General features: G+C 67.5%; 29 protein-coding genes and 2 riboswitches. Of the genes, 16 read left to right on the top strand and 13 right to left on the bottom strand.

The window, feature by feature from the left end; translation table 11 throughout:
- Nucleotides 1-34: 34 nt before the first annotated feature.
- From EPO41_RS11915 to EPO41_RS11890, 6 genes are all read left to right on the top strand, one after another.
- Entirely contained in the window at nucleotides 35-2,224 is a 2,190-nt protein-coding gene (locus EPO41_RS11915; protein WP_296325138.1) for a rhodanese-like domain-containing protein, read from the top strand.
- Between the two features lie 152 nt (nucleotides 2,225-2,376).
- Nucleotides 2,377-2,721, top strand: coding sequence for an AtpZ/AtpI family protein (locus EPO41_RS11910; RefSeq protein ID WP_296325135.1), 345 nt, complete (start codon nucleotides 2,377-2,379; stop codon nucleotides 2,719-2,721).
- Nucleotides 2,722-2,738: 17 nt separating this feature from the next.
- Entirely contained in the window at nucleotides 2,739-3,467 is a 729-nt protein-coding gene (locus EPO41_RS11905) for a F0F1 ATP synthase subunit A (protein ID WP_296325130.1), read from the top strand.
- Between the two features lie 60 nt (nucleotides 3,468-3,527).
- A complete protein-coding gene (locus EPO41_RS11900; RefSeq protein WP_020698011.1) occupies nucleotides 3,528-3,752 on the top strand; it encodes a F0F1 ATP synthase subunit C in 225 nt (74 codons plus the stop codon).
- Between the two features lie 8 nt (nucleotides 3,753-3,760).
- On the top strand, nucleotides 3,761-4,330 hold the full coding sequence (locus EPO41_RS11895; protein ID WP_296325128.1) for a hypothetical protein: 570 nt from the start codon (nucleotides 3,761-3,763) through the stop codon (nucleotides 4,328-4,330).
- Entirely contained in the window at nucleotides 4,327-4,857 is a 531-nt protein-coding gene (locus tag EPO41_RS11890; protein ID WP_296325125.1) for an ATP F0F1 synthase subunit B, read from the top strand. Before EPO41_RS11895 ends, EPO41_RS11890 begins: the two co-directional genes overlap by 4 nt.
- Before the next feature lie 248 nt (nucleotides 4,858-5,105).
- Here EPO41_RS11890 and gcvPB read toward each other — a convergent pair whose 3' ends face one another.
- The 4 genes from gcvPB to gcvT form a co-directional block, all read right to left on the bottom strand.
- Complete coding sequence (gcvPB, locus tag EPO41_RS11885) at nucleotides 5,106-6,716, bottom strand: aminomethyl-transferring glycine dehydrogenase subunit GcvPB (RefSeq protein ID WP_296325121.1); 1,611 nt, start codon at nucleotides 6,714-6,716, stop codon at nucleotides 5,106-5,108.
- Complete coding sequence (gcvPA, locus tag EPO41_RS11880) at nucleotides 6,716-8,062, bottom strand: aminomethyl-transferring glycine dehydrogenase subunit GcvPA (RefSeq protein WP_296325118.1); 1,347 nt, start codon at nucleotides 8,060-8,062, stop codon at nucleotides 6,716-6,718. Before gcvPA ends, gcvPB begins: the two co-directional genes overlap by 1 nt.
- A 144-nt stretch (nucleotides 8,063-8,206) precedes the next feature.
- Nucleotides 8,207-8,584: a glycine cleavage system protein GcvH gene (gcvH, locus tag EPO41_RS11875; RefSeq protein ID WP_296325115.1), complete on the bottom strand. Its 378-nt coding sequence runs from the start codon at nucleotides 8,582-8,584 to the stop codon at nucleotides 8,207-8,209.
- 9 nt (nucleotides 8,585-8,593) lie between these two features.
- Nucleotides 8,594-9,715 carry a glycine cleavage system aminomethyltransferase GcvT gene (gcvT, locus tag EPO41_RS11870; protein WP_296325111.1) on the bottom strand — a complete coding sequence of 374 codons (1,122 nt, stop codon included), beginning with the start codon at nucleotides 9,713-9,715 and terminating at the stop codon, nucleotides 8,594-8,596.
- A gap of 79 nt (nucleotides 9,716-9,794) precedes the next feature.
- Nucleotides 9,795-9,887: riboswitch (glycine riboswitch) on the bottom strand.
- Between the two features lie 3 nt (nucleotides 9,888-9,890).
- A riboswitch (glycine riboswitch) is annotated at nucleotides 9,891-9,981 on the bottom strand.
- 315 nt (nucleotides 9,982-10,296) lie between these two features.
- Between gcvT and EPO41_RS11865 the strand changes: the two genes are divergently transcribed.
- From EPO41_RS11865 to EPO41_RS11855, 3 genes are read left to right on the top strand one after another with little or no spacing between them, the layout of a single operon-like run.
- Nucleotides 10,297-10,872: a TetR/AcrR family transcriptional regulator gene (locus tag EPO41_RS11865; RefSeq protein WP_296325109.1), complete on the top strand. Its 576-nt coding sequence runs from the start codon at nucleotides 10,297-10,299 to the stop codon at nucleotides 10,870-10,872.
- A gap of 32 nt (nucleotides 10,873-10,904) precedes the next feature.
- The gene (locus EPO41_RS11860) at nucleotides 10,905-11,228 is read left to right on the top strand and encodes a nucleotidyltransferase domain-containing protein (protein WP_296325106.1); all 324 of its coding nucleotides are present in this window, start codon (nucleotides 10,905-10,907) and stop codon (nucleotides 11,226-11,228) included.
- Nucleotides 11,218-11,589, top strand: coding sequence for a HEPN domain-containing protein (locus EPO41_RS11855; protein WP_296325104.1), 372 nt, complete (start codon nucleotides 11,218-11,220; stop codon nucleotides 11,587-11,589). Before EPO41_RS11860 ends, EPO41_RS11855 begins: the two co-directional genes overlap by 11 nt.
- A gap of 12 nt (nucleotides 11,590-11,601) precedes the next feature.
- Here the strand turns inward: EPO41_RS11855 and EPO41_RS11850 are convergent, their stop codons facing one another.
- Nucleotides 11,602-12,804: an acyl-CoA dehydrogenase family protein gene (locus EPO41_RS11850; protein ID WP_296325102.1), complete on the bottom strand. Its 1,203-nt coding sequence runs from the start codon at nucleotides 12,802-12,804 to the stop codon at nucleotides 11,602-11,604.
- An 87-nt stretch (nucleotides 12,805-12,891) separates the two neighbouring features.
- On the opposite strand from EPO41_RS11850, the gene EPO41_RS11845 reads away from it, so the two are divergent.
- Entirely contained in the window at nucleotides 12,892-13,803 is a 912-nt protein-coding gene (locus EPO41_RS11845) for a LysR family transcriptional regulator (RefSeq protein WP_296325099.1), read from the top strand.
- Between the two features lie 4 nt (nucleotides 13,804-13,807).
- Here the strand turns inward: EPO41_RS11845 and EPO41_RS11840 are convergent, their stop codons facing one another.
- On the bottom strand, nucleotides 13,808-14,677 hold the full coding sequence (locus tag EPO41_RS11840; RefSeq protein WP_296325095.1) for a sigma-70 family RNA polymerase sigma factor: 870 nt from the start codon (nucleotides 14,675-14,677) through the stop codon (nucleotides 13,808-13,810).
- Nucleotides 14,678-14,755: 78 nt separating this feature from the next.
- Here EPO41_RS11840 and EPO41_RS11835 point away from each other — a divergent pair, with 78 nt between their 5' ends.
- On the top strand, nucleotides 14,756-15,211 hold the full coding sequence (locus EPO41_RS11835) for a carboxymuconolactone decarboxylase family protein (RefSeq protein ID WP_296325092.1): 456 nt from the start codon (nucleotides 14,756-14,758) through the stop codon (nucleotides 15,209-15,211).
- A 9-nt stretch (nucleotides 15,212-15,220) separates the two neighbouring features.
- Here EPO41_RS11835 and EPO41_RS11830 read toward each other — a convergent pair whose 3' ends face one another.
- The 4 genes from EPO41_RS11830 to EPO41_RS11815 all read right to left on the bottom strand — a co-directional run bounded on the left by EPO41_RS11830 (nucleotide 15,221) and on the right by EPO41_RS11815 (nucleotide 17,794).
- Nucleotides 15,221-15,559 carry a gamma-glutamylcyclotransferase family protein gene (locus EPO41_RS11830; RefSeq protein WP_296325088.1) on the bottom strand — a complete coding sequence of 113 codons (339 nt, stop codon included), beginning with the start codon at nucleotides 15,557-15,559 and terminating at the stop codon, nucleotides 15,221-15,223.
- Between the two features lie 116 nt (nucleotides 15,560-15,675).
- On the bottom strand, nucleotides 15,676-17,022 hold the full coding sequence (locus EPO41_RS11825) for a (Fe-S)-binding protein (RefSeq protein WP_296325086.1): 1,347 nt from the start codon (nucleotides 17,020-17,022) through the stop codon (nucleotides 15,676-15,678).
- On the bottom strand, nucleotides 17,022-17,555 hold the full coding sequence (locus tag EPO41_RS11820; RefSeq protein WP_296325083.1) for a hypothetical protein: 534 nt from the start codon (nucleotides 17,553-17,555) through the stop codon (nucleotides 17,022-17,024). The genes EPO41_RS11825 and EPO41_RS11820 overlap by 1 nt, the downstream gene beginning before the upstream one ends.
- Nucleotides 17,552-17,794 (bottom strand): CDGSH iron-sulfur domain-containing protein, encoded by a 243-nt coding sequence (locus EPO41_RS11815; protein ID WP_295145037.1) that lies wholly within the window; start codon nucleotides 17,792-17,794, stop codon nucleotides 17,552-17,554. Before EPO41_RS11815 ends, EPO41_RS11820 begins: the two co-directional genes overlap by 4 nt.
- Nucleotides 17,795-17,915: 121 nt before the next feature.
- Between EPO41_RS11815 and ispH the strand changes: the two genes are divergently transcribed.
- Genes ispH through rnhA form a run of 3 tightly spaced genes read left to right on the top strand, consistent with a single transcriptional unit; the run spans nucleotide 17,916 to nucleotide 20,281 of the window.
- Nucleotides 17,916-18,866, top strand: coding sequence for a 4-hydroxy-3-methylbut-2-enyl diphosphate reductase (ispH, locus tag EPO41_RS11810; RefSeq protein WP_296325080.1), 951 nt, complete (start codon nucleotides 17,916-17,918; stop codon nucleotides 18,864-18,866).
- 1 nt (nucleotide 18,867) lies between these two features.
- Nucleotides 18,868-19,818, top strand: a complete 951-nt coding sequence (locus EPO41_RS11805; RefSeq protein WP_296325077.1) for a homoserine kinase — start codon at nucleotides 18,868-18,870, stop codon at nucleotides 19,816-19,818.
- A 10-nt stretch (nucleotides 19,819-19,828) separates the two neighbouring features.
- On the top strand, nucleotides 19,829-20,281 hold the full coding sequence (gene rnhA, locus EPO41_RS11800) for a ribonuclease HI (RefSeq protein WP_296325075.1): 453 nt from the start codon (nucleotides 19,829-19,831) through the stop codon (nucleotides 20,279-20,281).
- Between the two features lie 128 nt (nucleotides 20,282-20,409).
- Here rnhA and EPO41_RS11795 read toward each other — a convergent pair whose 3' ends face one another.
- Together EPO41_RS11795 and EPO41_RS11790 are read right to left on the bottom strand one after the other, a co-directional pair.
- Nucleotides 20,410-21,057 (bottom strand): hypothetical protein, encoded by a 648-nt coding sequence (locus EPO41_RS11795; protein ID WP_296325072.1) that lies wholly within the window; start codon nucleotides 21,055-21,057, stop codon nucleotides 20,410-20,412.
- Nucleotides 21,058-21,091: 34 nt separating this feature from the next.
- Nucleotides 21,092-21,940 carry a tetratricopeptide repeat protein gene (locus tag EPO41_RS11790; protein ID WP_296325069.1) on the bottom strand — a complete coding sequence of 283 codons (849 nt, stop codon included), beginning with the start codon at nucleotides 21,938-21,940 and terminating at the stop codon, nucleotides 21,092-21,094.
- A 36-nt stretch (nucleotides 21,941-21,976) separates the two neighbouring features.
- Between EPO41_RS11790 and EPO41_RS11785 the strand changes: the two genes are divergently transcribed.
- Nucleotides 21,977-22,843, top strand: a complete 867-nt coding sequence (locus tag EPO41_RS11785; RefSeq protein WP_296325067.1) for an SDR family oxidoreductase — start codon at nucleotides 21,977-21,979, stop codon at nucleotides 22,841-22,843.
- A gap of 139 nt (nucleotides 22,844-22,982) precedes the next feature.
- Here EPO41_RS11785 and EPO41_RS11780 read toward each other — a convergent pair whose 3' ends face one another.
- Nucleotides 22,983-23,744, bottom strand: a complete 762-nt coding sequence (locus tag EPO41_RS11780; RefSeq protein ID WP_296325065.1) for an alpha/beta hydrolase — start codon at nucleotides 23,742-23,744, stop codon at nucleotides 22,983-22,985.
- 56 nt (nucleotides 23,745-23,800) lie between these two features.
- Here EPO41_RS11780 and EPO41_RS11775 point away from each other — a divergent pair, with 56 nt between their 5' ends.
- Nucleotides 23,801-24,937, top strand: coding sequence for a glycosyltransferase (locus EPO41_RS11775; RefSeq protein ID WP_296325063.1), 1,137 nt, complete (start codon nucleotides 23,801-23,803; stop codon nucleotides 24,935-24,937).
- The last annotated feature ends 168 nt before the right edge of the window (nucleotides 24,938-25,105 follow it).

Below are 25,105 nucleotides of genomic sequence, written 5' to 3'. Positions count from 1 at the left end.
GGTGCGGCTATACTGCAGGGAACGGAGGACCGGAATGAACCTGCATCAAGAGCGTGCCGCGGCCGTGCGGCGTCTGATCGACGAGGCCCGCGCCATCGAGAAGCAGGGCGTCAACTACGCCAATCTCGACAGGATCGGCGGGCTTCTCTCGTCGCTGGCCCGCCGCACCGAGCTCTTTCCGCAGGAGGAATTCCCTCTGGGCGCCGACGGCGGGATCTATCGCCTGAGCGAGGATCCCGACCATCGCTTCGCGCTCTATGCCTCGGCCGGAGGCCCCGGCAAGAAGGTGCCGCCGCACAATCACACGACCTGGGCCATCATCGCGGGCGTCCACGGCGCCGAGCGCAACGTGGTCTACGAGCGGCTCGACAACGGGGCGCAGGAAGGCGTCGTGCGGCTGCGCGAGGCGCCCTCGAAGGAGAAGACGCTGAAGCGCGGCGACGTGATCGCTTTCCTGCCCGACGACTTCCACCACATCGAGACGCCGGTCGACTCGGGCAATGCGCTGCACCTTCATTTCTATGGCCTCAGCCTCGAGCATCTGCCCGACCGCGTGACGGTCGACATGGCCACCGGCACGGCCAGGCGCTTCATGGCCAGGGCAAAGATCCTGACGCCGCTGCTCACGGTTCAGCAGGTGAAGGAAATGCTGAAGTCCGGCGAGGTCTTCGCCTTCTTCGACGTGCGCGAGGAAGGCGAATTCTCGACCCAGGGCCATCCCCTCTTTGCCACGCCGCTCCCGCTCTCCCGTCTGGAGCCGCGGGCGCTCGCCCTGCTGCCCGATCCGCACACGCGCATCGTGCTGATGGACGAGGGCGAAGAGGGCCAGACCGGCCGCGCCAACCGGGCCGCCGCGAAGCTGTCTGGGCTGGGCTACACCAACCTCGCGGTCATGGCGGGCGGCCTGAAAGCGTGGCGCGACGCGGGTTATGAGGTGTTCACCGGCGTCAACGTGCCCAGCAAGGCGTTCGGCGAGGTGGTGGAGCACGGCAACGACACGCCGCGCATCGATGCCGCGGACGTCCAGAAGCTGATCGACGCCAAGGCCGACATGGTGATCCTGGATTCGCGGCCGCTGCCGGAATTCACCAACATGTCGATTCCCGGCGGCATCGACTGCCCCGGCGCCGAGCTGGTCTATCGCGTGAAGGACTTCGTGACGCGGCCCGAGACGCTGGTCGTCGTCAACTGCGCCGGCCGCACTCGCTCGATCATCGGCGCGCAGTCGCTGATCAACGCCGGCCTGCCCAACAAGGTGATGGCGCTGAAGAACGGCACGATGGGCTGGCATCTGGCCGGTCTCAAGGTGGCGCGCGGCGAGACCAAGAGCTTTGGCCCGCAGGGACCGGAGGCCGCGAAGTTCGCGAAGGCCGCCGCCGCGAACATCGCCGGCAAGATGGGAATCCGGAAAATCGACAAGGCCGGCCTTGCCGCGCTGGAGAAGAAGGGCGGCCCGCTCTATCGCCTCGACGTGCGCGACCCCGCCGAATATGCGCAGGGCCATCTCAAGGGCTTCCGCCATGCCGCGGGCGGCCAGCTGGTGCAGGCGACCGATCAATATGTCGGCGCCCGCAATGCCACGATCGTCCTGCACGACAATGACGGCGTGCGCGCCACCATGACGGCGCATTGGCTGCTGCAGATGGGCTGGAACGAGACCTATGTGCTCGACCATAAGCCCGCTGCCGCCGAACTCACGACAGAAGCCGAGCCGCGCTACCCGGCGGGCTTCACCGTGCCGAAGGTCCCGACCGTGGCCGCCGCTGACCTGCACAAGTCGCTGGCGACCACCCTGGTCGTCGATCTCGACACCAGCCTGAAATATCGCGATGGCCATGTGCCGGGCGCTTGGTTCGCGGTGCGCGCAAATCTCGCACGCACGCTGCCGGAAATGCTGGCCAAGCAGGCCGGCGTCATCCGGATCGTCATCTCAGCGCCGGATGCCGAGATCGGTGCCCTGGCAGCGGCCGAGGTCGCCGATCTGGCCGGTGCCCTGCCGGTTTCCGTCTTGGCAGGCGGCATGAAGGCGTGGCGGGAGGCCGGACTATCGCTGGAGACCGGCCACGTCCGGATGGCGGACCCGCCGACCGACGTCTGGTACCGGCCCTACGACTTCAAGGAGGATGTCGAGGCGGCCATGCGGCAGTACCTGGACTGGGAGGTCGACCTGGTCCCGCAGGTCCAGCGCGACGGCGACGCCCGGTTCTCCGTCCTGAAGCGGTAGAACGCGGAACGGCTTGCATTTCAGAGCCTTGTCACATCGTCGCGTACGCTTGACACCCCGCGGGCCTGCCCATAGGTTCCGGCGCGTTTTTCATTGTGACCGCATCGTGTTGGTGGGGTGGCGGTGGAAAGCCCGGAGCGGAGCATCCGGTTATGGCTGAGGACGATCGGAAATCGACGCCTGACGAGCTGGATCGGCGCCTCAAAGGCGTCCGGCAGGCCTACCAGGCGGGAACGGGACGGTCGTCGAGACCCGCAACAGGCGGCGCCGGTGGCGAAAAGCTCGGTGTCGGCATGCGGATCGCAGTCGAACTGGTGGCGGGCGTCGTTGCGGGGGCCTTTCTCGGCCTGATGGCTGATCAGTGGTTGGGTACGAAGCCCTGGCTGCTGATCGTGGGGTTCGTACTGGGGTGCTGTGCGGCGTTCTTGAACGTCTACCGGGTTGCGCAGGCTGAAGAGCGGCGCAGCAAGGCAGCCCAGGATGAAAAGAAGAGCTGATTTGGGGATAGAGTAACGTGGCCAGCCCGCTCGAGCAGTTTGCTATCCAGGACCTGACCGCCCCGCTGTTCAGCATCGGTGGCCACCATATCGCCGTCACCAACTCCGCCGTCTTCATGATGGGCGCGGTGGTCCTCTCCTCGGGCCTGCTGCTCGCGGGGGCTGGCAAGGGAGCGATGATCCCCGGCCGCATCCAGGCGATGGCCGAACTCTTCTACGAGTTCATCGCCAACATGATCCGGGACAATGTCGGCAGCGCCGGCAAGAAATTCTTCCCGTTCATCTTCTCGCTCTTCATCTTCACGCTGTTCGGCAACATCCTCGGGATGCTCCCCTACGGCTACACCTTCACGTCCCAGATCGCCGTCACCTTCTTCATGGCGATGGTGGTGTTCCTCGGCGTGACGCTGATCGGCCTGTTCAAGCACGGCCTGCACTTCTTCTCCCTGTTCTTCCCGCACGGCGCGCCGCTGTTCACCGCGCCGATCCTGATCCCGATCGAGCTGGTGTCCTATCTCAGCCGCCCGATCAGCCTGTCGGTTCGACTGTTCGCCAACATGACGGTCGGCCACGTGCTGCTGAAGGTCCTGGCCGGCTTCGTCATCGCGCTCGGCTTCTTCGGCGTCATCCCCCTCGTGGTGCTGGTGGCCATTACCGCGCTCGAGCTGCTGGTCGCGCTGCTGCAGGCCTACATCTTCACGATCCTCTGCTGCATCTACCTGAACGACGCGCTGCACCTGCACTGATCGCGGCGCCCGTACTCATCAATCCATCACGTCAAAGCCAAGAGAAAACAGGAGATAGAAATGGACGCTTCAGCCGCCAAGTTCATCGGTGCAGGCCTCGCCGCCATCGGCATGATCGGCGCCGGCATCGGCGTGGGCAACGTCTGGGCGAGCTACATCACGGCCCTGTCGCGCAACCCGGCCTCGAAGGCCGAAATCGGCGCCAACATCTGGATCGGCTTCGCCGTCACCGAGGCCATCGCGCTGTTCGCGCTGATCGTCGCGCTGATCGCCCTCTTCGCCTGAGTTCGATCGTGCCCGTTCAGGCACTCCGGACTTCGGTCGCCGCGGCAGCCCTGATCGGGCTGCCGTTTGCCGCGCAGGCGGCCGGCATGCCGCAGTTCGACCTCACGAGGTTCCCCACCCAGATCTTCTGGCTGGTGGTGTGCTTTGCCGTTCTGTACTTCCTCATGGCCAAGGCCGTCCTGCCGAAGATCGGCAAGACGATCGAAAGCCGCGAGCACAAGATCCAGGCGGACCTCGACGCGGCCCAGAAGGCCAACGATGCGGCCCGTGCCGCGGGTGTCGAGCAGGACAAGGCGCTCGCCGAAGCGCGCGGCCAGGCCTCCGGCCTGATCCGCGAGGCCTCGGAGGCCGCCGCGGCCCAAACCTCGGCCAAGCTGCACGAAGTCAGCGACCGGTTGGGTGCCGAGATCGCCGCCGCCGAAAAGCGGATTGGCGAGCAGCGCACGCAGACCCTCGCGGGCCTCGGCACCATGTCGACGGAAATCGCCACGGCCGTGCTGGGCAAGCTGGTGGGATCTGCCGATCCCGCGCAGGTCGCCCGCGCCGTCGACGAGGCAGCAAAGGCAGGCAAGCCATGATCGGTACCGCATGGGCAGCCGATGCACACGGCGGCGGCGGAGGCTTGTTCTCCGATCCGACGTTCTGGGTGGCGGTCGCCTTCTTCCTCTTCCTGGCGATCGCCGGCAAGCAGATCGTCAAGGGGCTGACCAAGCTCCTCGACGACCGCACCGCGCTCATCGCGCGCACGCTCGGCGAAGCCGAGAAGCTCCGCAACGAGGCGCAGAAGGCGCGTGACGATGCCCAGAAGAGCCTCGCCGACTCCGCCAGGCTCGCCCAGGAGATCGTGGCCCAGGCCAAGCAGGAGGCCGTGCGCCTCACGCAGCATGCCGCCGAGGAGCGCGAGGCGCTGATCGCCCGCCGCGAGCAGCAGGCCAAGGACCGCATCGCCCAGGCGGAGGCCCAGGCCTCGCGGGACGTGCGCAACATGGCCGTCGACGTGGCGCTCGCCGCCACGCGCACCCTGCTCAAGGAGCAGGTCGGCGCCGGCCGCACGCAGGCGATGATCGACGACGCCATCGCCGAACTGCCGCGCCGTCTGCACTGACCTTCAGAAAATTTGGGATCGCCCGCAAAAAACAAGAGCGGGCAACCTGGTGCCCCCGCCGCAAGGCGGGGGCTTTTTCTTTGCGCCGATGTATCGGAAGACCTCCCCATTCATTCAGATGGGGAGGTGGCGGCGTCTTACGCCGACGGAGGGGTCAATGGTCTTGAGGCGCCCATGACCCCATCGCCCTCGTAAGACGAGGGCACTTCCCCTTTGCAGAGCCCGCAAAGGGGAAGGGTTCGAACCTGCTATTCCGCCGCCTGCTTCAGCGGGTCGGTGCCCGGCGGATTGTTCGACGGCTTCCAGCGCAGGACCGGCTTGCGGGCCGCCAGCGTCTCGTCGAGGCGGCGGCGCGGCGCGTAGAGCGGAGCCGCCTTGAAGTCGTCGGCGGCGGTGCCGGTCCTGGCTTTCGCCGTGAGCGAGCGCAGGGCGCCGATGAACTGGTCGAGATCCTCCTTGGCCACGCTCTCGGTCGGCTCGATCAGCATCGCGCCATGCACCACCAGCGGGAAGTACATGGTCATCGGGTGATAGCCCTCGTCGATCATCGCCTTGGCGAAGTCGAGCGTGCTGACGCCCGTGTCCTTGAGGAAGCTGTCGTCGAACAGCGCCTCGTGCATGCACGGCCCCTCGAAGGCCGGGCTCATCACGTCCTTGAGCGCGGCCATCACGTAGTTGGCGTTGAGCACCGCGTCCTCGGCGACCTGCCTCAGCCCGTCGGCGCCGTGGCTCATGATGTAGGCCAGCGCGCGCGTGAACATGCCCATCTGGCCATGGAAGGCCTTCAGGCGGCCGAGCGGCATGCCGTCCACCTTCGCGCCGTCCTCGGCGATCTGCCACTTGTCGCCGTTCTTCACGATCCACGGATAGGGCGCATAGGGCGCCAGCGCCGCCGACAGCACCACAGGACCGGCACCCGGCCCACCGCCGCCGTGCGGCGTCGAGAAGGTCTTGTGCAGGTTGATGTGCATGCAGTCGACGCCGAGATCGCCCGGCCGCACCCGGCCGACGATGGCGTTGAAGTTGGCGCCGTCGCAGTAGAAGTAGGCGCCGGCCTCGTGCACGGCCTTGGAGATCTCGACGATCTCGCTCTCGAACAGGCCGCAGGTGTTGGGATTGGTCAGCATGATCGCCGCCACGTCGGGTCCCAGCGCCGCCTTGAGCGCGGCGAGGTCGACGCGGCCGCGGTCGTTGGCCGGGATCGGCTTCACGACGAAGCCTAGCGCCGCCGCGGTCGCGGGATTGGTGCCATGCGCCGATTCGGGCGCCAGCACGGTCCGGCGCTGGGCGCGCTCGCCCTTGGCCTCGAGGGCCGCGGCGATCGCCATCATGCCGCACATCTCGCCATGCGCGCCGGCGGCCGGCGACATCGCCACGGCCGGCATGCCGGTCAGGGTCTTGAGCCAGTGCGCCAGGCTGTCGATCAGCTCCAGCGCGCCCTGCACGGTCGAGACCGGCTGCAGCGGATGGAGATCGCCGATGCCGGGCAGGCGCGCGACCTTCTCGTTGATGCGGGGATTGTGCTTCATCGTGCACGAGCCCAGCGGGTAGACGCCCATGTCGATGGCGTAGTTCTTCTGGCTGAGACGCGTGTAGTGCTGCACCACCTGCGGTTCCGACAGGCCGGGCAGGCCGATCGCACCCTTGCGGCGCAGGCCGTTCAGACGGTCCTTCACCCCAGAGGACTTTGGGGGCGGCTCGGGCAGGTCGACGCCGCAGCGTCCGGCCTGGCCCATCTCGAAGATCAGCGGCTCCTCGATCTGGAGCGCACGGTTGCCGGTGAAGGTGCCATGCGTGTTGGCCGAGCCGGAGCTGATGCTCCCGGCGCGGCCCTGGCTACGGTCGAGCGACTGTACCATCACAGCACCTCCTTCAGCGCGGCGACAAGCGGGTCCATGCCCGCCTCGGTCGCCGTTTCGGTCGCCGCCAGGAGCAGCAGGTTCGCGACCGAGGGATCGTTGGGGATCAGGCGCGACACCGGCAGGCCGCCCAGGATGCGCTTGGCCGCCAGCGCCTCGACGACCTCGGCCGCGGGCTTCGGCAGCTTCACGGTGAACTCGTTGAAGAAGCTGTCGTTCAGCACCGTGACGCCGGGCACGGCAGCGAGCTTGTCGGCGAGCTGTGAGGCCTTGGCATGATTGAGCTCGGCCAGCCGGGCGAAACCCGCCTCGCCCAGCAGGGTGAGATGCACCGTGAAGGCCAGCGCGCAGAGGCCGGCGTTGGTGCAGATGTTGGAGGTCGCCTTCTCGCGGCGGATATGCTGCTCGCGCGTCGAGAGGGTGAGCACGAAGCCGCGCTGGCCGTCGGCATCGACGGTCTCGCCGACGAGGCGGCCCGGCATCTGGCGCATGTACTTGTCGCGGGTCGCGAACAGGCCGACATAGGGACCGCCGAAGCCCAGCCCGTTGCCGATCGACTGGCCCTCGCAGACCACGATGTCGGCGCCCATCTCGCCCGGCGGCATCAGCAGCCCCAGCGAGACGACCTCCGTCACCACGACGATCAGCAGCGCGCCGGCGGCGTGGCAGGCTTGCGCGAGCTTCGTGAAGTCGCGGACATGACCGAAGAAGCTCGGATTCTGCACGACCACGCAGGACGTGTCGCGATCGACCGAGGCGATCAGGTCTTCGAGGCCTTCTGCGTCGGTCTTCGCGAAATTCGCCGTGAAGCCTTCCCACTTGGCCGTGGTCTCGATGATGCTGCGATACTGCGGGTGCAGCCCGCCCGAGATCAGTGCCTTGTGGCGGCGCGTGACGCGGTTGGCCATCAGCACCGCCTCGGTCGTGCCGGTCGAGCCGTCGTACATCGAGGCGTTGGCGACTTCCATGCCGGTGAGCAGGGTCACCTGGGTCTGGAACTCGAAGAGGTACTGCAGCGTGCCCTGCGTGATCTCGGGCTGGTACGGCGTGTAGGAGGTCAGGAACTCGCCGCGCTGGATCATGTAGTCGACGGTCGCCGGCACGTGATGCCGGTAGGCGCCGGCGCCGATGAAGAACGGCGCCGCGGCCGGCGACAGGTTCTTCGCCGCAAAGCCCTGGAACGCGCGCTCGACCTCGAGCTCGCCCTGGTGATCGGGCAGGCCGCCGACCTTGGCCGCCAGCCGCGCCGAGGCCGGCACGTCGCGGAACAGCTCGTCGACCGACTTGGCGCCGATCACGCTCAGCATCTCGCGGCGATCGGCATCGGTGAGGGGGAGATAACGCATCAGGCTCTTGCTCCTTGAGTAATGCCCTCATCCTGAGGAGCATCGCGCAGCGATGCGTCTCGAAGGATGGGAACGAGCACCTTGTCCCTTGCCCATCCTTCGAGACTTGCCCTGCGGGCACTCCTCAGGATGAGGTCTGGTTGGCTAGCCGAGGCTCTTCACGAAGGCCTCGTAGGCGGCTTCGTCCATCAGGCCGGCGAGTTCGCCCTTGTCGGCGAGCTTCAGCTTGAAGAACCAGCCCTTGCCCGTCGGCTCGGCATTCACGTCGCCCGGCGAGTCGGCCAGCGCCGCGTTGCTCTCGACGACCTCGCCGCCGACCGGCGCGTAGATGTCGGAAGCCGCCTTCACCGATTCGACGACGGCGCAGGCCTCACCCTTGGCGACCGTGCGGCCGGCGGCGGGCACGTCGACGAACACGACGTCGCCCAGCTGCTCCTGCGCATATTGCGTGATGCCGATCGTGCCGACATCGCCCTCGACGCGGATCCACTCATGCTCTTCGGTGTACTTGGTCTCGGCCATCTTGATCTCCTATCCGCGGTAGTAGGCGTGTTTGACGAAAGGCATCGGCACGATCTCGGCCGGCACGGGCTTGCCGCGCACCATGAGATCGACCTTGGTTCCGTTGGCTGACTGGCTGCGCTCGACGTAGCCCATGGCGATGGCGCGCCCCAGGGTGGGCGAGAAGCCGCCCGAGGTGACGGTGCCGACGGGCTTGCCGGCGATGACGATCTCCGCGCCCTCGCGCGCGATCGCCTTGCCCTCGGGCAGCAGGCCGACCCGCTTGCGCGCCGAGCCCTCGGCGATCTGCTTCTGGATGGTCGCGGCGCCGGGGAACCCGCCCTGCACGCGCCGCTCCTTGCCGACGCTCCACAGCAGCACCGCCTCGACCGGCGTGGTGGTCGTGTCGATGTCGTGGCCGTAGAGGCAGAGCCCGGCCTCGAGCCTGAGCGAATCGCGGGCGCCCAGTCCGATCGGCTTCACCTCGGGATGGCTGAGCAGCTTGCGGGCGATCGCATCGGTCTGGTCGGCCGGCGTCGAGATCTCGTAGCCGTCGCCGCCGGTATAGCCCGAGCGCGTGACGTAGCAGCGCGCACCGTCGATCACGACATAGGCGCCGGTCATGAACTTCATGGTGGCGACCTGCGGCACCAGCCGCGACAGGACCGCGGACGCCTGCGGCCCCTGCAGCGCGAGAAGCCCGCGCGAAAACATCGGCTCGACCTCGCAGGTCGCCGAGAGATGCTTCTGCATATGCGCGAGGTCGGCGTCCTTGCAGGCGGCATTGATGACCACCAGCAGGTGATCGCCCGTGCTGGTCACCATCAGGTCGTCGAGGATGCCGCCGGCATCGTTGGTGAACTGGGTGTAGCGCTGCTGGCCCGGCTGCAGGCCGGCAATGTCGCCAGGGACCAGGGTCTCCATCGCCTTGGCCGCGTTCTGGCCGGGCTTCGCGGTGAGCCGCACCTGGCCCATGTGCGAGACGTCGAACAGGCCGCAGGCGGTGCGGGTGTGATTGTGCTCGACCAGGATGCCGGTCGGGTACTGGACCGGCATCTCGTAGCCGGCGAACGGCACCAGGCGCGCGCCCAGCTCGCGGTGAAGGTCATAAAGCGGCGTGCGCTTCAGGGGGCCGGCAGGTGCTTCGGTCAAAAAAGTCTCCGTCGAAGTCGCGTTGAACGCGACCGGAGTCGCGCCTTGGCGACGCAAGGACTGCGCCGCTCGCGACCCCCTCTGTCCGGAGACCTGAAAGATTCGCCGGAAAAGAGCCGGCTTACTTCGTCGGTGGGCGTGCGCCGAATGGGGCGCCCGCCGCTTTCCAGAGACCCATCCTCCTGCGGTCCGTTGGCCTGAGAGTTTCCGGGGCCGGTTGCTCCTTCGGCGCCATCCTCGCGGATGGTCTCTCCCACAGGGATCGTCTGGGTGGCCCGACCATAGGCAGGGCCCTCTTCGGCGTCCACGCACAAAGCCGACCCGGCAGCCCGAATCACGGGGAAAAGCAGATTGGCCCTTGAAATTGAGTGATCGCTCACTTAATTTATGAGCGCTTACTCACTTAAGGAGGTTGGCATGTTCATCCGCCGGTCTTTCGACGAATTTCTCAAGCTCCAGAGCGACGCTCATCCGGCATCGGGAGCGACCCGGGACTGGGTCATCGATTGGCGCTGGCTGTGCGACACCGAAGACGATGCTCCCGCTTTTCCGAGTGAGCGCTCCCTCATAGACTGCGCGGCATGGGCAAAGCCGAAGAGACAAAAGCCCGCGTAGAGCGCGCGGCCCTCACCCTGTTCGTGGCGCGCGGCGTCGCCGAGACCACGACCCGGGAAATCGCCATGGCGGCGTCGATCGCCGAGGGCACGATCTACCGCTACTTCCCCAGCAAGGAGCGGCTCGCGCTCGACATCTTCCTCGGCCATCACCGCGCGCTGGCCGAGGCGCTGACCGAGGCGCATCAGTCGGTCACGGACCTGCGCGGAAAAATCGACGCCATCGTCCGCTGCTACTGCGAATGGGCGGACAGGGACTGGTCCCTGTTCGCCTACCACCTGCTCACCCAGCATCTCTTCCTGGCGATGGTCCCCGACGGCACGCCCAACCCGGTCGATGTCGTACGCGGGGTCGTCGCCGAAGCGATGGTCGCGGGCGAGATCCCGGCGCGCGATCCCGACCTCGCCGCCGCGTCGGCCATCGGCACCGTGATGCAGCCCGCGACCTACAAGGTCTACGGCCGCTTCGAAGGGCCGCTCAGCGCCCACACGGCATTCTTCGCCGCTGCCGCCTGGGCGGTTCTGGCGGTGAAGTCGCAATAGGGACCGATTGCCCATGGTGTATAATGATCAACATGAGCGTCAGACAGTCTGATGTCCTTGATCGAATGGTCGCCCGCGTCGTGAGCGCGATGGCGCCTGAAGCCATCTATCTCTTCGGCAGCCGCGCTCGTGGTGATGCGAACGCCGACAGTGACTACGATCTGTTGGTCATCGTTTCAGATAATGCGCCTCCGGAATTGAGATCCCTGTCCGTTACCGCCGACATTCCTCGCGATCCGGGCATCTCCCTCGACATTGTCCCCTGCCGACGCAGCGTGTTCGAACGGCGGCGCAACGACATTGGGACTCTGAGCTATCTCGCGACACACGAGGGGCACCTCGTATATGGCCAGTGAGCCGGCCACCGCGTGGTTAGCTGTGGTTGATGACGATCTGCGCCAGGTCGTCAACAACCTCCATGGGCCGCTGCCATCCTTGGCGGGCGCGGCCTACCACTGCCAACAGGCTGCCGAGAAATTAGTCAAGGCAGTCCTTGTCGAAACCCGAATAGCCTTCCCGAAAACTCACGATATCGGCGCGCTGATTGGGCTGTTACCAGCGAGCCATCCTTTGAAGACCAAGCTTGCCGACCTCGCCAAACTTACCCCGTATGGCGTGGCCTACAGATATCCAGCGGAAGATATTTGGGAGCTTCCATCGACGGCGACGATCGAGACGTGGAAAGTCGTGATCGAGGAAATTCGGCAATCGCTATAGGATCAGCTGCCGTCAGTTGTATCGGCTAAGCTCCAGCTTGCCGATCTGGTTGCGGTGCACCTCGTCGGGGCCGTCGAAGATGCGCATCGAGCGGGCCGTGGCGTAGGTGTAGGCGAGGCCGAAATCGTCGGAGACGCCGGCGCCGCCGAAGGCCTGGATCGCCATGTCGGCGACCCGGGTCAGCATGGTGGGCACCGCCACCTTGATCATCGCGATCTCCGCGCGGGCGACCTTGTTGCCGACCGTGTCCATCATCCAGGCGGCCTTGAGCACCAGGAGCCGCGCCTGTTCGATCATGATGCGCGCCTCCGCAATGCGCTCCAGCGTCACCGTCTGCTCGGCGAGCGGCCGGCCGAAGGCCACGCGCGACTTCACGCGCTTGCACATCTTCTCGAGCGTGCGCTCGGCGGCGCCGATGGCGCGCATGCAGTGATGGATGCGGCCCGGCCCCAGCCTGCCCTGGGCGATCTCGAAGCCGCGGCCCTCGCCCAGCAGGATGTTCTCGACCGGCACGCGGACATTCTCGAACAGCACCTCGCCGTGGCCGTGCGGGGCGTCGTCGTAGCCGAACATCGGCAGGCTGCGCAGCACCGTGACGCCCGGCGCATCGCGCGGCACGAGGATCATCGATTGCTGGCGGTAGCGGTCGGGGCTGCGCGCATCCGTCTTGCCCATGAAGATCAGAATCTTGCAAAGCGGGCTCGTGGCACCCGTCGTCCACCACTTGCGTCCGTTCAGGACATACTCGTCGCCGTCGCGCACGATCGAGCTTTCGATATTGGTCGCGTCGGACGAGGCGACCGCGGGCTCGGTCATGGCGAAGGCCGAACGGATGGTGCCGTCGAGCAGCGGCTCCAGCCACTGCTTCTTCTGCGCCTCGGTACCGTAGTGGGCGATCGTCTCCATGTTGCCGGTGTCCGGAGCGGAACAGTTGAAGGCTTCCGGCGCGATCTTGGAACGGCCCATGATCTCGCACAGCGGCGCGTATTCGAGGTTGGTCAGCCCCGCGCCATGGTCGCCTGGCAGGAACAGGTTCCACAGGCCGGCCGCGCGCGCCTTGGCCTTCAGATCCTCCATGATCCGGCTGGGCTGCCACCTGTCGCCGTCCGCCACTTCGCGCTCGTAGCGGTCCTCGTTGGGATAGATGTGGGCGTCCATGAAGGCGCCGACCTTTTCCTGAAGCGCCTTCACCTTGTCGGAATGAACGAACTCCATGACGGGTCTCCTGCGGTTGGGTTGACCGCAAGCTAGGCGCACCCCGACAATGAGAGAAATGGTGGTTTGTCATGGGTATCCATTCACATGGTTCATGAACGGCGCGCCGATCTCGAACTCCTGCGCGTGCTCGATGCGATCCTCGGCGAGGGCGGCGTCACGCGCGCCGCGGAGCGGATGAACCTCAGCCAGTCGGCGATCAGCCACTCGCTGGCGCGCCTGCGCCTGATGTTCGGCGATCCGCTCCTCACCCGCGAGGGCCGCAAGCTGGTGCCGACACCGCTCGCCCGCGAGCTGGTCACGCCGCTGCGCCAGGGCCTGGAGACGCTGGACCGGCTGGTCGCCGGCGCCGGCCGCTTCGATCCCGCGATGTCGGAAGCGCAGTTCACTATCAGCCTGCGCGATCCCACCGAGACGCTGATGCTGCCCGCCATCATGGGCCGCATCGCCCGCGCCGGACGGGGCATCGACCTGCGCACCGTGCAGGTGCGCCGCCGCAACGTCGAGAGTGCGCTCGGCACCGGCACCGTGAGCCTCGCCATCGACATCGCCCTGCCGCTGACCGACAGCGTCCGCCGCCTGAAGATCAGTGCCGACCGGGCTGTGGTGGTGATGCGGCGCGGTCATCCGGCGCTGCGCAAAGGCCGCCTGACGCTCGACCGCTATCTCGAGCAGGACCACGTCATGGTGACCTCGCGCCGGCAGGGGCCGGGCCTGGAAGACGTCGAACTTTCCAAGCGCGGCCTCAGCCGCCGCATCCGCCTGCGCTGCCGCAACTATCTCGCCGCGCTGCGCGCCGTCGCGGCCAGCGATCTGGTGCTCACCATGGCCGAGCGCTACGCCCCGATCCTGTCGGCCGGCCTCCGGACCGAGACCGTGGCCTTTCCCTTCCGGATGCCGACCCTGGACCTTTACCTCTACTGGCACGCCTCGGCCGACGGCGACGCCGCCAACCGATGGCTGCGCGGGCTCGTGATCGACGCCTTCCGCAACGGCTGAGTAGTCAGCCCGGGCCGGTGCCCAGGTCGAGGGCGCCGAGACGATCCGGATCGGCCACCACGTCGATCGCGACGATCCTTCCGTCCACGACCCTCGGCAACAGAACGAGCAGCAGCCGCCCCTTGGGCGCGACCACGATGCCGGCGGCGCCATCGACCAGCGCGGCCCGTGCGAGCACGGCCTTGCCCTTGAAGAAGGTTGCAACCGCCGTCGCACCGCGCACCTCGGACGAATTGCCGAGCCGGACCGCCGTCGCATCGGCGCGAACCACGACCTCGGGATCGAGCAGGGCGAGAAGACCTTCGAAATCGCCGTCGCGCGAGGCTGTCAGAAAGGCATCGACGACGACGCGCTGGCGGGCGAGTTCAGCCTCGGGCACCGCGGGCGCGCCCTGGACGCGCCGCCGGGCGCGGCTCGCGAGTTGCCGGGTCGCCTCCGGCGTGCGGCCGACGACCGAGGCGATCTCGTCGAAGGAGATGTCGAACATGTCGTGCAGCACGAAGGCCACCCTCTCGGCCGGCGTCAGCGCCTGCAGCACCACGAGCATCGCGAGGCCGACCGAGTCCGCCAGCAGCGCCTCCTGCTCGGGCTCGAAGCCGCCGGGCACCTCGCCGGCCGGCGCCCGGTCGTCGAGCGCCTCCTCACGGCGCGATTTCCGGGAGCGCAACATATCGAGGCAGATGCGTGCCGTGACCGTGGTCAGCCAGCCGCCCAGATTGTCGACACCGCCGGTGTCGCTGCGGCTGAACCGCAGCCACGCCTCCTGCACCGCATCCTCGGCCTCCGCGGCTGAACCCAGCATGCGGTAGGCGACGCGCCGCAGATGGGGCCGATTGGCCTCGAAGCGCTCGGCCAGAAATTTCTGCTCGTCCATCGTCACATTCTCCCATCGCCGTCCGTCAACGCAATGACGGCCCGCTGAAGGCCGGTATGACATCCAGGAGAAGAAATCGTGCAACCCCGAATGAAGAATCCCGCCCTGGTCCTGCCCGAGGCGATGAAGTCCCTGCTGGCGCTGGGAGCGATCGCCCACAAGGCGGGCGTACCGCAGACCACGCTGTACATGGTCCATCTGCGGGCGAGCCAGATCAACGGCTGCAGCCTCTGCGTCGCCATGCACGCGCGCGAACTGAAGAAGGCGGGCGAAAGCGACGACCGGATCTACGCCATCGCCGCCTGGCGCGAAGCGCCGTGGTTCACCGACGCCGAGCGTGCGGCGCTTGCCCTCACCGAAGCCACGACGCGCCTCGCCGACAAGGAAGACGCCATCCCCGATCCCATCTGGGAAGAAGCCCGCAAGCACTATGACGAGACGGCGATCTCCGGCCTGCTGCTCGCCATCGCCAGCATCAACGTGTGGAACCGGCTGAACGCCGCGACCCGTCAGGTCGCGGGATCGTTCGGCTGAGGCTGCGGATCAGGCCGCGACGTAGACGAAGGCTTCGAGGCCGGACTTCAGGCGCACCGCGACGCGCTTGTAGTCCGAGACCTCGTAGGTGTCGGCGGCCGCAAGCTCGGCCGCCGTGATCTTCAACACGACGCCCGGCACTTCATCGCTTGCACGGCCCGACGGCTGCGCGATCAGATGGTGCGTCTTGCCACTGGTCTTCACGACCTCGGCATCCCTGATCGCGAGCAGCGAGGTCGAGTAACCCGGGAGCGCATCGACACGACCTTCGAGCCGCCGCCCGAAGGTCGCGAGCTGCACCTCTTCCTGCTGCAAGGTGCCGTAGGAGAAGAGCCAGACGTCGGTCACTGCGGTTCCTCACTCAATCCTTGTCATCCTGAGCGCAGCGAAGGATCTCGCGTCAGCTACGCAGTGCTTTGGTCATTCCGCCAGGTCCTTCGCTGCGCTCAGGACGACAGACCCTGTCAGCCCTCGCGGGCGAGCGCGGTAAAGGCTTCGACGAAGGCCTCGCGCGGGCCGCCGACGCCGGTTTCGTTGAAGATGTCGGCGGTCAGCGACTTCACGGCGTTCTCGTCGATGCGCACGCCGTTGTTCTCGAGGAAGCCGCGCGCGGCCGTCACGGCCTCGTCCATCGCGCCGCCGCGCCTGTAGAGCTGGTAGTAGTCGGGATGCCCGCCGCGGCCCAGCGCCTCGGCCAGCACGTCGGTGAAGTTCACGACCCGGAGCGAGGGATAGATCGCCTCGGCGCCGGACAGCGCGCGATGGCAGGAATGGTACATGGTGACAATCGTGTCGGCGCCGGCATCGACGGCACCCATGACCAGGTCGCGATGAATCGCCTGCTCGCGCGCCTTGAACTTCGCGGCCTGGCCGCCGCAGGCATAGGAGAAGCCGGAGTCCTGCGGCAACTCGACCAGTTCGAGGTTGGGCACGGCGCGCAGCAGGGTGCGGATGCTCTCGACCGTGGCGCCGATGCCCTGATGCTCGTGGATCACGACGCGGCGCCTCGGCTGCTCCGCCACGAAGCGCGCCTTCAGCGAATCGAGGTTGGCGGCGAGGAACTCACTGACATGGCCGAGGTCGAACGACGGCTCCTCGACGTCCTTCTCCAGCTCGTCGAAATTCTTGGTGCAGGTCGGGCACCAGGTGAGAACCTTCGAGGCGCCCGACTGGCCGAAGCGCTGGAAGGTGCGATGACCCATCCGCTCGTAGGTGGGAAGGTCGGCTTCCTGGAACTGATAGACGCCGCAGCAATGTGCGGTGCCGCCGACCACGTCGAAGTCGAGCTCCAGCGCGTCGAGGATGTCCATGACGTTCAGCACGATGTGCGGCGTGCGCAGCACGTTGCAGCCCGTGTAGAACAGCACGTCGGCGGTGCGCCGCTCGGCCGGCGCCAGGATCTTCTTCAGCGTCTCGGACGGAAGCTGCATGCTGGCCAGCAGCCGCACCGCCTGCGCCATGTGGCGGAAGCGGCCGGCCGCATTGGCCGCGCCTTCCTGCACCGGCCGCACCGCCTGCAGCGACTTCATCTTGGCGATGGTCACCCACTGGCGGACGTTGATGTCCTCCGGACAGGCGGCGCTGCACTGGGCGCTGCCGTCGCAGGCGCCCAGCCACTTGTCGAGCAGCGGCGCCGCGACGCCGCCGTCGCGCGTCAGGGAGACGAGTTCGCCGACCCGCTGCACGGCCTCGCCGGCATCGAGCCCGCTTTCGCGGGCCGTCGGGCAGGCCTCGAAACACTTGCCGCAGGACGTGCAACGATCGGCCGCCGCGGCGGCCAACGCTTCCAGCCTGTCGGCATAGGCGCTCATCAGCGCTGGCTCGCCCGCCGATTGTAGTCGAGCTCTTCCATCGACGGCTTGAGGCCGACGGCGATGCGGTAGCCGTTGAGCTCGGCAATCTTGTTGAACGGCAGGGTGAGCGTCAGCTCCTCCTGCGACTGGCCGCGCGGGTTGGCGCTCGACAGCTTGAAATCGGCGGTGAAATCCTGGCCCTGGACGACCTGGCCCGAGCTGCCGAGAACGCGCACGAAATACGGCACCCGGGTCTGACCGGCGGCGACCGAGGGCCCGGCACTGACGGCGACGCGCATGATCAGGTTCACGTCCATCCGATTGCGACGCAATGTGCAGGTCGCGCCGACGCCGGCCAGGGCCGCCTCATACTCGACATCGCGCGGATCGCGGCCCGGCCCCGCCTTGAAATGGGTCAGCCGGCCCGCATCCTGGACCGTGAAGGGCGCCGGGCAGTAGGCGGTCGCGGAGTCGTCGGACCCGCCGCCGCAGGCGGAGAGAACGAGCGCCAGCGCAACAGGCGCGGCGCGGAGATACATATTGAGGGTCATGCCAGGGTCTTGTGTGTGCCGTCGCAAAGCGGTTTCTTGGAGGAGTGCTTGCAGTCGCAGAGCCAGTAATCGCCGGCCTTCTCGACCGAGTACTTCATCGGGGCGAGGCCGGTGCCCTTGTGGCTGCCGTCGCAGAAGGGCTGGGACTTGCTCAGGCCGCAGGCGCACCACCAGTAGTCCTTGCCCGCCTCGAGAGCCACCTTCGATGGCGCCCTGGCCGCGACAACCGGTTCGGTCATGTTGCTTTCCCCGTTGCGGCGGCTTTGTTACGGTGCCGCGCCAAATCCGTACTGCACGGACTCTAGGCAATGGTCCGCAGGCCCGCAAGCGAACGGGTCGGCATCGCGTCGAACGAATTTCATGATTGCCCCGAAGAAGCCGCTCACGATCCTGCTCGCCAGCCCGCGCGGCTTCTGCGCCGGCGTCGACCGTGCCATCCAGATCGTCGAGCGTGCGCTGGAGCGTTACGGCCGGCCGGTCTATGTCCGGCACGAGATCGTCCACAATCGCTTCGTGGTCGAAAACCTGGAGGCCAAGGGCGCGATCTTCGTCGACGAACTCGACGAGGTTCCCGACGACCGGCCCGTTGTCTTTTCCGCGCATGGCGTGCCGAAATCCGTTCCGGCCGAGGCCGTCCGCCGCGACCTTCTCTATGTCGACGCGACGTGTCCGCTGGTCTCCAAGGTCCATCGCGAGGCCGAGCGTCACGCCCAGTCCGGCCGAACCGTCGTGCTGATCGGACATGCCGGCCATCCCGAGGTGATCGGCACGATGGGCCAGTTGCCGCCCGGCAAGGTGGTGCTGGTCGAGGACGTGACCCAGGCGGAAACGCTCACCGTCGCCGATCCGGATAATCTCGCCTACGCCACCCAGACCACCCTGTCGGTCGACGACACGACCGGCATCGTTTCCGCGCTGCGCCGCCGGTTCCCGTCGATCCAGGGGCCGAAGCTGGAAGACATCTGCTACGCCACGACCAACCGCCAGGCCGCGGTCAAGGCGATCGCCCAGCGCTGCGATGCGATGGTGGTGATCGGCGCGCCCAACTCGTCGAACTCGATGCGGCTGGTCGAGGTCGCCGCCAACTACGGCTGCGCCAAGTCGCGCCTGGTGCAGCGCGCCGCCGATATGGACTGGGACTGGCTGGGCGACGCACATCGCCTCGGCATCACGGCCGGCGCCTCGGCACCCGAGCTGCTGGTCGACGAGCTGATCGAGGCCTGCCGCACCCGCTACGACGTCACCGTCGAGGAAGTGCGCACGACCGAGGAAAACGTCGTGTTCAAACTGCCGCGCGCGCTGGTGGCCTGACGTGGCGGTCTACACGGAAGTCGGCGACACCGAACTCGAAGCGTTTCTGGCCGAATACGACATCGGCCAGGCCGATTCCTTCAAGGGGATCGCCGAGGGCGTCGAAAACACGAACTTTCTCCTCACCACGACGACGGGCCAGTTCATCGTCACGCTCTACGAGAAGCGCGTCGATCCCCGCGACCTGCCGTTCTTCCTCGGCCTGATGGACCATCTCGCCGCGCGAGGCATCACCTGCCCGCAGCCGATCCACGGCCGCGACGGCAATGCGCTGCGCACCCTGGCCGGGAAGCCGGCGGCGATCACCAGCTTCCTGCACGGCATGTGGCCGCGCCGCACGACGGTCGCGCATTGCGCACCCGTCGGCGAGGCGCTGGCCGCCATGCACCTCGCCGGCCAGGATTTTGCGCTCAGGCGGCCCAACGCCCTGTCGGTCGCCGGCTGGCGCCCGCTCTGGGAAGGCTCGCGCCGCGAGATCGATGCGCCGCTCGACCGCGAGCTGGGCGCCGAGATCGCGTTCTTCGAAGCCAACTGGCCGCGCGACCTGCCGGCCGGCGTGATCCACGCCGACCTGTTCAACGACAATGTCTTCTTCCTTCAGGACAGGCTCTCGGGCCTGATCGACTTCTACTTCGCCTGCAACGACCTGCTGGCCTACGACGTCGCGATCTGCCTCAACGCCTGGTGCTTCGAGATCGACAATTCCTTCAACGCCACCAAGGCGCGCGCCCTGCTGCAGGGCTATGAGCGCGTGCGCAAGCTGGGCGACGACGAGAAGCAGGCGCTGCCCCTGCTGGCCCGCGGCGCGGCGCTGCGCTTCCTGCTGACGCGGCTCTACGACTGGGTGCACACGCCGCCCAACGCGTTGGTGAAGCGCAAGGACCCACAGGAATATCTCGCCAAGCTGCGCTTTCACCGCGGCGTCACCTCCCTGTCGGATTATGGATTGTAAGAGAGGGCCTGTGAGCGAAGCGCCGAAAGTCGAGATCTTCACTGACGGCGCCTGCAGCGGAAACCCCGGCCCGGGCGGCTGGGGAACGATCCTGCGCATGGGCGACAAGGAACGCGAACTGTCCGGCGGCGACCGCGCGACAACCAACAACCGCATGGAGCTGATGGCGGCGATCCAGGGCCTCGAGGCGTTGAAGCGGCCCTGCCACGTCCGCCTCTTCACCGACAGCTCTTACGTGAAGGACGGCGTCACCAAGTGGATCCACGGCTGGAAGAAGAACGGCTGGAAGACGTCCGACAAGAAGCCCGTCAAGAACGTCGAGCTATGGCAGCGCCTCGACGCCGCCCGTGCCGTCCATCACGTCGAATGGCATTGGGTGAAGGGCCATAGCGGCCATCCCGAGAACGAACGCGCCGACGCGCTGGCCCGTGCGGCCATCACGACGATCAGGGCGTCGCGCTAAGAGATTTCTGCTTCAGGTTCACCCGCACCACCTCATCCTTCGAGACGCGTTCCGGCGGACCGCTCCTCAGGGTGAGGTGGTTTTTCACACGGGTGATTCTTTCTCGACCGGAATACCCTTAAGGCCGATCAGCTTCGCTTCGGCTGCGTCGGAACGGGCTTCTTCTCGACCGGCTTTTCCATCACGAGGTCGAAGCCCTCGCGCGTGCCGTCGCAGGGATTGTCGCCCTCGGCCAGGCGCCACACCTGCGACTTGCCGGAGCGGCGGAAGTTGAGCAGGCCCGCGACCTTGCAGGGCACGCCCTTCTCGACCTTGGCGACGCGGAATCCCACCTCGCCGCGGATCTGCACGACGTTCGCACCGATGCGCTCGACCACGCCGTCGATGAAGGCCCAGTCGCCCTCGGTGCCGGGCGCGACGCTGTCGATGCGACCCTTCACCACCCAGACATTGCCCTGCTTGGTCACCATCAGCTCGCCGGGCTTGGCGCCCTTGATCTTGGCATAGCGGCCCCAGCTGATCCTGCGGGCTTCGGCAAAGAGCTGCGCCTCGGCGTCGGAATCGATGATGGTGCGTTCGACCGCGTGCGGTGCGGTCGGCAGGGGCGACGACAGGTTCGACGTCGATGCGCCCTTTTCGATGACCGGCGCCCGGTCCGGCGGCGGCGCCGGATAGAAGGAGGATGGCGCCTGCGGCGCGGCGGCCGGCTGGGCGAAAGCCGGCGCGGCGAGGGCCAGCGCACCGACGAAGGCGATGGAGGAGAGGGCTTTATTCATTTGCAGGCATTTTACCCGAGCGCCTCTCGCGAGGCTATCGCTTCCCGGCCGGCGCCGGCGTCGGCGCAGGAGCCGTCGGCGCCCCACCGGCCAGCCCCGCCTCGGCGCGGCGGGCCGCCGGCGAGCCCGGCGGGACCAGCTTCAGCACGCGATTGAAGTCGGCGTTGGCGGCGTCACGCGACCCGCGGGCGAGATTGATGAAGCCGCGCTCGAGCAGCGCCTCGGAATGGTCCGGCGCGATCGACAAGGCACGATTCACGTCGACCAGGGCACGGCCGGGATCGCGGGCATTGCGCCAGGCCGCGGCGCGCAGCACCAGCGCGTCGATATCGTCCTGCCGAAGGCGGATGGCCCGGTCGAAGTCGGAGATGGCGCGCGGCCACGACTGCATCGCGGCGTAGGACAGGCCGCGATCGATCCAGAGGTCGGGATCGTCGGTCTTGAGTTCGAGGGCACGGGTCTGCGCCGCGGCGGCCTTGTCGGCGGCGCCGGCCTCCATCCAGGCCTGTCCGGCCTGGGCATAGAGTTCGGCGCGCAGGCCCGGCCGGTCCTGTCCCATGTCGCGGGCGATGGCCTCGAATTGTGCCGCGGCCTGCGCATGCTTGCCCGACTGGAACATGGCCACGGCGACGCAGTGACGGGCGCCCATGCCGCCGCCTTCGACGATCCACTTCTCGGCCGCCGGCAGGGCCTTCAGCGGCTCCATCCGCGCGAGCTGCATGCACTCGGTATAGCGGCGGACGTGATCCGGACGTGTTTCCAGCGCCGGCGGCCCGGGAAGCGACGTGACGGGAGCGGGAACTACGGGAATGGGCTGCGCGAGCGACGGCGACGCGGCGAGGAGGCCGAGCAGCAGCCACAGCGTCTTGCGATGAAACAACATGGTTGAAAAGAACCGCGCCGAGGCGTTCCTGACAAGATGACAAGACGACTTTTCATCTTCGGCCTGGGCTTCAGCGGCCTTGAAATCGCCAAGCTTGCGAGGGCGCAGGGTTGGGCGGTGGCCGGCACGTGCACCGGCGAAGAGAAAGCAGGCAGGCTGCGCGAAGCCGGCATCGAGGCTCACAGGTTCGATGGCTCGACCGCGCTCTCCACCGAAGCATTCGGCGACACGACGCACGTCATCTGCACGATCGCGCCGGGTGAGTCCGGTGATCCGGCGCTGCGCTCCTGCCGCGCGCTGCTCGGCCGGGCGCGATGGCTGGGCTATCTCTCCACCACGGGCGTCTATGGCAGTCACGATGGCGGCTGGGTCGACGAGACGAAACCGGCTCTGCCGACGCAGCCGCGCAGCCAGCAGCGCCTCGCCGCCGAACAGGCCTGGCGCGACCTCGCGTCGGAGACGAAGGCGTCGCTGCACATCCTGCGGCTTCCCGGCATCTACGGTTCGGGACGCAGCACGCTCGACCGCGTACGGGCGGGAACAGCGCAGCGCATCGTCAAGCCGGGCCAGGTCTTCTCGCGCATCCATGTCGAGGATCTCGCCGCCAGCGCCTTGAAGGCCATGACTCGCGAGGACGGGCGCGTCGAGATCTGGAACGTGGCCGACGACCTGCCGGCGCCGAACGCCGACGTCATCGCCTATGCCTGCGAGCTGCTGGGACGCCCGGTCCCGCCGGCCATTCCCTGGGACGAAGCCGCACCCACCATGTCGGCGATGGCGCGCTCCTTCTATGCGGAGAGCCGCCGCGTCAGGAACGACAAGCTCAAGCGCGAGCTCGGCGTCGTGCTGCGCTATCCGTCTTACCGTGAAGGACTCGCTGCGATTCTGGCTACGGAAGGTTAGGAGCCCGTCGCCTCGACCGGAGGCGAGCGTAGCGAGGCGAAGTGGAGAGGCCTTCTCTCCACCAAAAGCCGGCAAATCGTGGAGCGAAGGTCTCTCCGCTCCGCGCCTTCGGCGCTACGGTCGAGACGACGGGATTTCTTTAGCTCACCAGCTCCTCGACCGTCGCGATGAGGCGCGCGATATCGGATGGCGTGCTGAGGCGGTGGTCGCCGCCCTTGATGAAGGTGGTGACGACTTCCGGCGCGTCGAGATGCTTGGCGATCTGCAGCGAATACTCCCACGGCACGTCGGGATCGCTCTGGCCGTGCAGCAGCCGCACCGGACAGGGCAGCACGAGCGGCTTGTCGAGCAGGAGATGATTGCGGCCCTCCTCGATCAGCTTCCAGGTGAAGACCGAGGGCTCCGGCGAATACTGCGAGGGACGTTCGAGCCTGCCCTCGCGCTCCAGCGTCGCGCGATCCTCGGGCGAGAGGCCGTTCAGCAGCATGCGCTCGGTGAAGTCGGGGGCGGCGGCGATCAGCACGAGGCCGGCCAGCCGTTCAGGGCGCGCGCGCGCTGCCAGCAATGACAGCCATCCGCCCATGCTCGACCCGACGAGGACGAGCTTGCCCTTGGTCAAGCGGTCGATGGCGGCGAGCGAATCGTCCAGCCAGCGGCCGATGGTGCCGTCCTCGAAGCGGCCCGACGACTGGCCGTGACCGAAATAATCGAAACGTAGGAAGGCACGGCCGGTCTTCCGGGCCCAGGCTTCGAGCGCCACGGCCTTGGTCCCGGTCATGTCGGAACGAAAGCCGCCGAGGAAGACGACCGTCGGCGTGAGTCCCCCCTCTTTCGCCGCTTGCGTCGTTGCATAAGCGATGGTGTTGCCGTCGTCCCGCTGCAGCCGCTCGACCCTACCCACGTTGCGCCTCCCGTGTTACCTGCTGCCTCCCTTTGATGTAGCCAAAAGCCAAGCCCGTGTCCGCGCCCACCCTGCTTCAGATCGTTCCGACCCTGGCCGGCGGCGGCCTGGCCCGCGCCACGCTGGAAGCCGCGCAAGCCGTGATCGCGGCCGGCGGCTCGGCGATCGTGGCGTCGCCCGGCGGCAGCATGGTGCCCGACCTGCTGCGACTGCGTGCCAGCCACATCGAAATTCCGGCTCTGTCTCATCCGGTGTGGGGGCGGTTGACCCTGCCCGGCAAGCTCGCGTCCAGCCTGCGCGACGCCAGGGTCGACGTCATCCAGGCGCGTTCGCCCGCCACCGGCTGGGTGGCCCGCGCCCTCGCCCGCCGTCTCGGCATCAAGTGGATCGCGACCCTGCACCGGCCGTTCCTCGCCTCCGATCTCGCGGGCCGTTTCGTCGAGGCGCGCCAATCGCGCGCCGATGCGGTGATCGCCGTCTCGCAGCATGTCGCGCGCGATGCGCTGGAGCGCTTCCCGGCGCTGCAGGACCGGCTGGAAACAATCACTCCCGGCATCAACTTCGACCGTTTCGATCCTGCGCTCGTGCGCGCCGACCGGGTGATCCGACTCGCGGGCGAGCTGCGCGTGCCCGACGGCAGCCATCTCGTCCTCTGTCCCGGCCGCTTCGGCGAGGACAACGGACAGAAGATCCTGGTCGAGGCGATCAAGCGGCTGGGCCGCGACGACGTGTTCTGCCTGCTGCTCGGCTCGACCGGTGCGGCGACGCCGTTCGAGAAGGAGCTCGAGCGCGCCATCGAGGCGGCTGAGCTCAACGGCCGCGTGCAGATCGGCCCCTATGTCGACGACATGCCGGCGGCCTACATGCTGGCCGACGTCGTGGTGTCGACCGGCGGTGCGCGCCAGGGCTTCAGCCGGGCCCTGGTCGAGGCGCAGGCGATGGGACGGCCGGTCGTCGCCGAGGATGGCGGCGGGGCCGCCGAGACGATCCGGCCCGACGGCGTCACCGGCTGGCTGGCTCCCGCGGGCGATCCGGCGGCGCTGGCCGAAGCCTTGCAGGCCGCCCTGTCGCTTTCGATCGAACGGCGGGCGGAACTCGCGCGCACGGCGCAGGAGCATGTGCGCGGCACCTACAGCCTGGCGCAGTCCAACCAGCAGCTGCTGGCCCTCTACCACCGCCTGACAGACCGCTGACCTTGACTCAGCGTTGCCCGGCAACTATCTCCGGGCACATGGAACGCCGGTTTTTCACCGCTCCTGCCGTTATCACCACCGTCCGAACTTGATTCGGCCGGGCTCGCACTCGTGCGGCTTCCCGGCCTGCTGTCGTCCGACCGTTCGTGTCGGCGGATGAGCTTCGTT

The organism is Reyranella sp. (genome assembly GCF_004297265.1).
Lineage (GTDB): Bacteria > Pseudomonadota > Alphaproteobacteria > Reyranellales > Reyranellaceae > Reyranella.
Note: the sequence above shows the minus strand (reverse complement) of the source record. Positions and strands in the feature narration are given on the sequence as shown.

Coding starts and splice junctions, on each gene's coding strand:
- EPO41_RS11850 (WP_296325102.1), bottom strand. CDS start 12,804: ATGGAGTTCGTTCATTCCGACAAGGTGAAGGCGCTTCAGGAAAAGGTC.
- EPO41_RS11825 (WP_296325086.1), bottom strand. CDS start 17,022: ATGAGCGCCTATGCCGACAGGCTGGAAGCGTTGGCCGCCGCGGCGGCC.
- gcvH (WP_296325115.1), bottom strand. CDS start 8,584: ATGGCCGAGACCAAGTACACCGAAGAGCATGAGTGGATCCGCGTCGAG.
- EPO41_RS11890 (WP_296325125.1), top strand. CDS start 4,327: ATGATCGGTACCGCATGGGCAGCCGATGCACACGGCGGCGGCGGAGGC.
- EPO41_RS11815 (WP_295145037.1), bottom strand. CDS start 17,794: ATGACCGAACCGGTTGTCGCGGCCAGGGCGCCATCGAAGGTGGCTCTC.
- EPO41_RS11840 (WP_296325095.1), bottom strand. CDS start 14,677: ATGGACGAGCAGAAATTTCTGGCCGAGCGCTTCGAGGCCAATCGGCCC.
- EPO41_RS11795 (WP_296325072.1), bottom strand. CDS start 21,057: ATGAATAAAGCCCTCTCCTCCATCGCCTTCGTCGGTGCGCTGGCCCTC.
- EPO41_RS11910 (WP_296325135.1), top strand. CDS start 2,377: ATGGCTGAGGACGATCGGAAATCGACGCCTGACGAGCTGGATCGGCGC.
- EPO41_RS11785 (WP_296325067.1), top strand. CDS start 21,977: ATGACAAGACGACTTTTCATCTTCGGCCTGGGCTTCAGCGGCCTTGAA.
- gcvPA (WP_296325118.1), bottom strand. CDS start 8,062: ATGCGTTATCTCCCCCTCACCGATGCCGATCGCCGCGAGATGCTGAGC.
- EPO41_RS11860 (WP_296325106.1), top strand. CDS start 10,905: ATGAGCGTCAGACAGTCTGATGTCCTTGATCGAATGGTCGCCCGCGTC.
- ispH (WP_296325080.1), top strand. CDS start 17,916: ATGATTGCCCCGAAGAAGCCGCTCACGATCCTGCTCGCCAGCCCGCGC.
- EPO41_RS11820 (WP_296325083.1), bottom strand. CDS start 17,555: ATGACCCTCAATATGTATCTCCGCGCCGCGCCTGTTGCGCTGGCGCTC.
- gcvPB (WP_296325121.1), bottom strand. CDS start 6,716: ATGGTACAGTCGCTCGACCGTAGCCAGGGCCGCGCCGGGAGCATCAGC.
- EPO41_RS11865 (WP_296325109.1), top strand. CDS start 10,297: ATGGGCAAAGCCGAAGAGACAAAAGCCCGCGTAGAGCGCGCGGCCCTC.
- EPO41_RS11900 (WP_020698011.1), top strand. CDS start 3,528: ATGGACGCTTCAGCCGCCAAGTTCATCGGTGCAGGCCTCGCCGCCATC.
- EPO41_RS11855 (WP_296325104.1), top strand. CDS start 11,218: ATGGCCAGTGAGCCGGCCACCGCGTGGTTAGCTGTGGTTGATGACGAT.
- EPO41_RS11845 (WP_296325099.1), top strand. CDS start 12,892: ATGGTTCATGAACGGCGCGCCGATCTCGAACTCCTGCGCGTGCTCGAT.
- EPO41_RS11915 (WP_296325138.1), top strand. CDS start 35: ATGAACCTGCATCAAGAGCGTGCCGCGGCCGTGCGGCGTCTGATCGAC.
- EPO41_RS11790 (WP_296325069.1), bottom strand. CDS start 21,940: ATGTTGTTTCATCGCAAGACGCTGTGGCTGCTGCTCGGCCTCCTCGCC.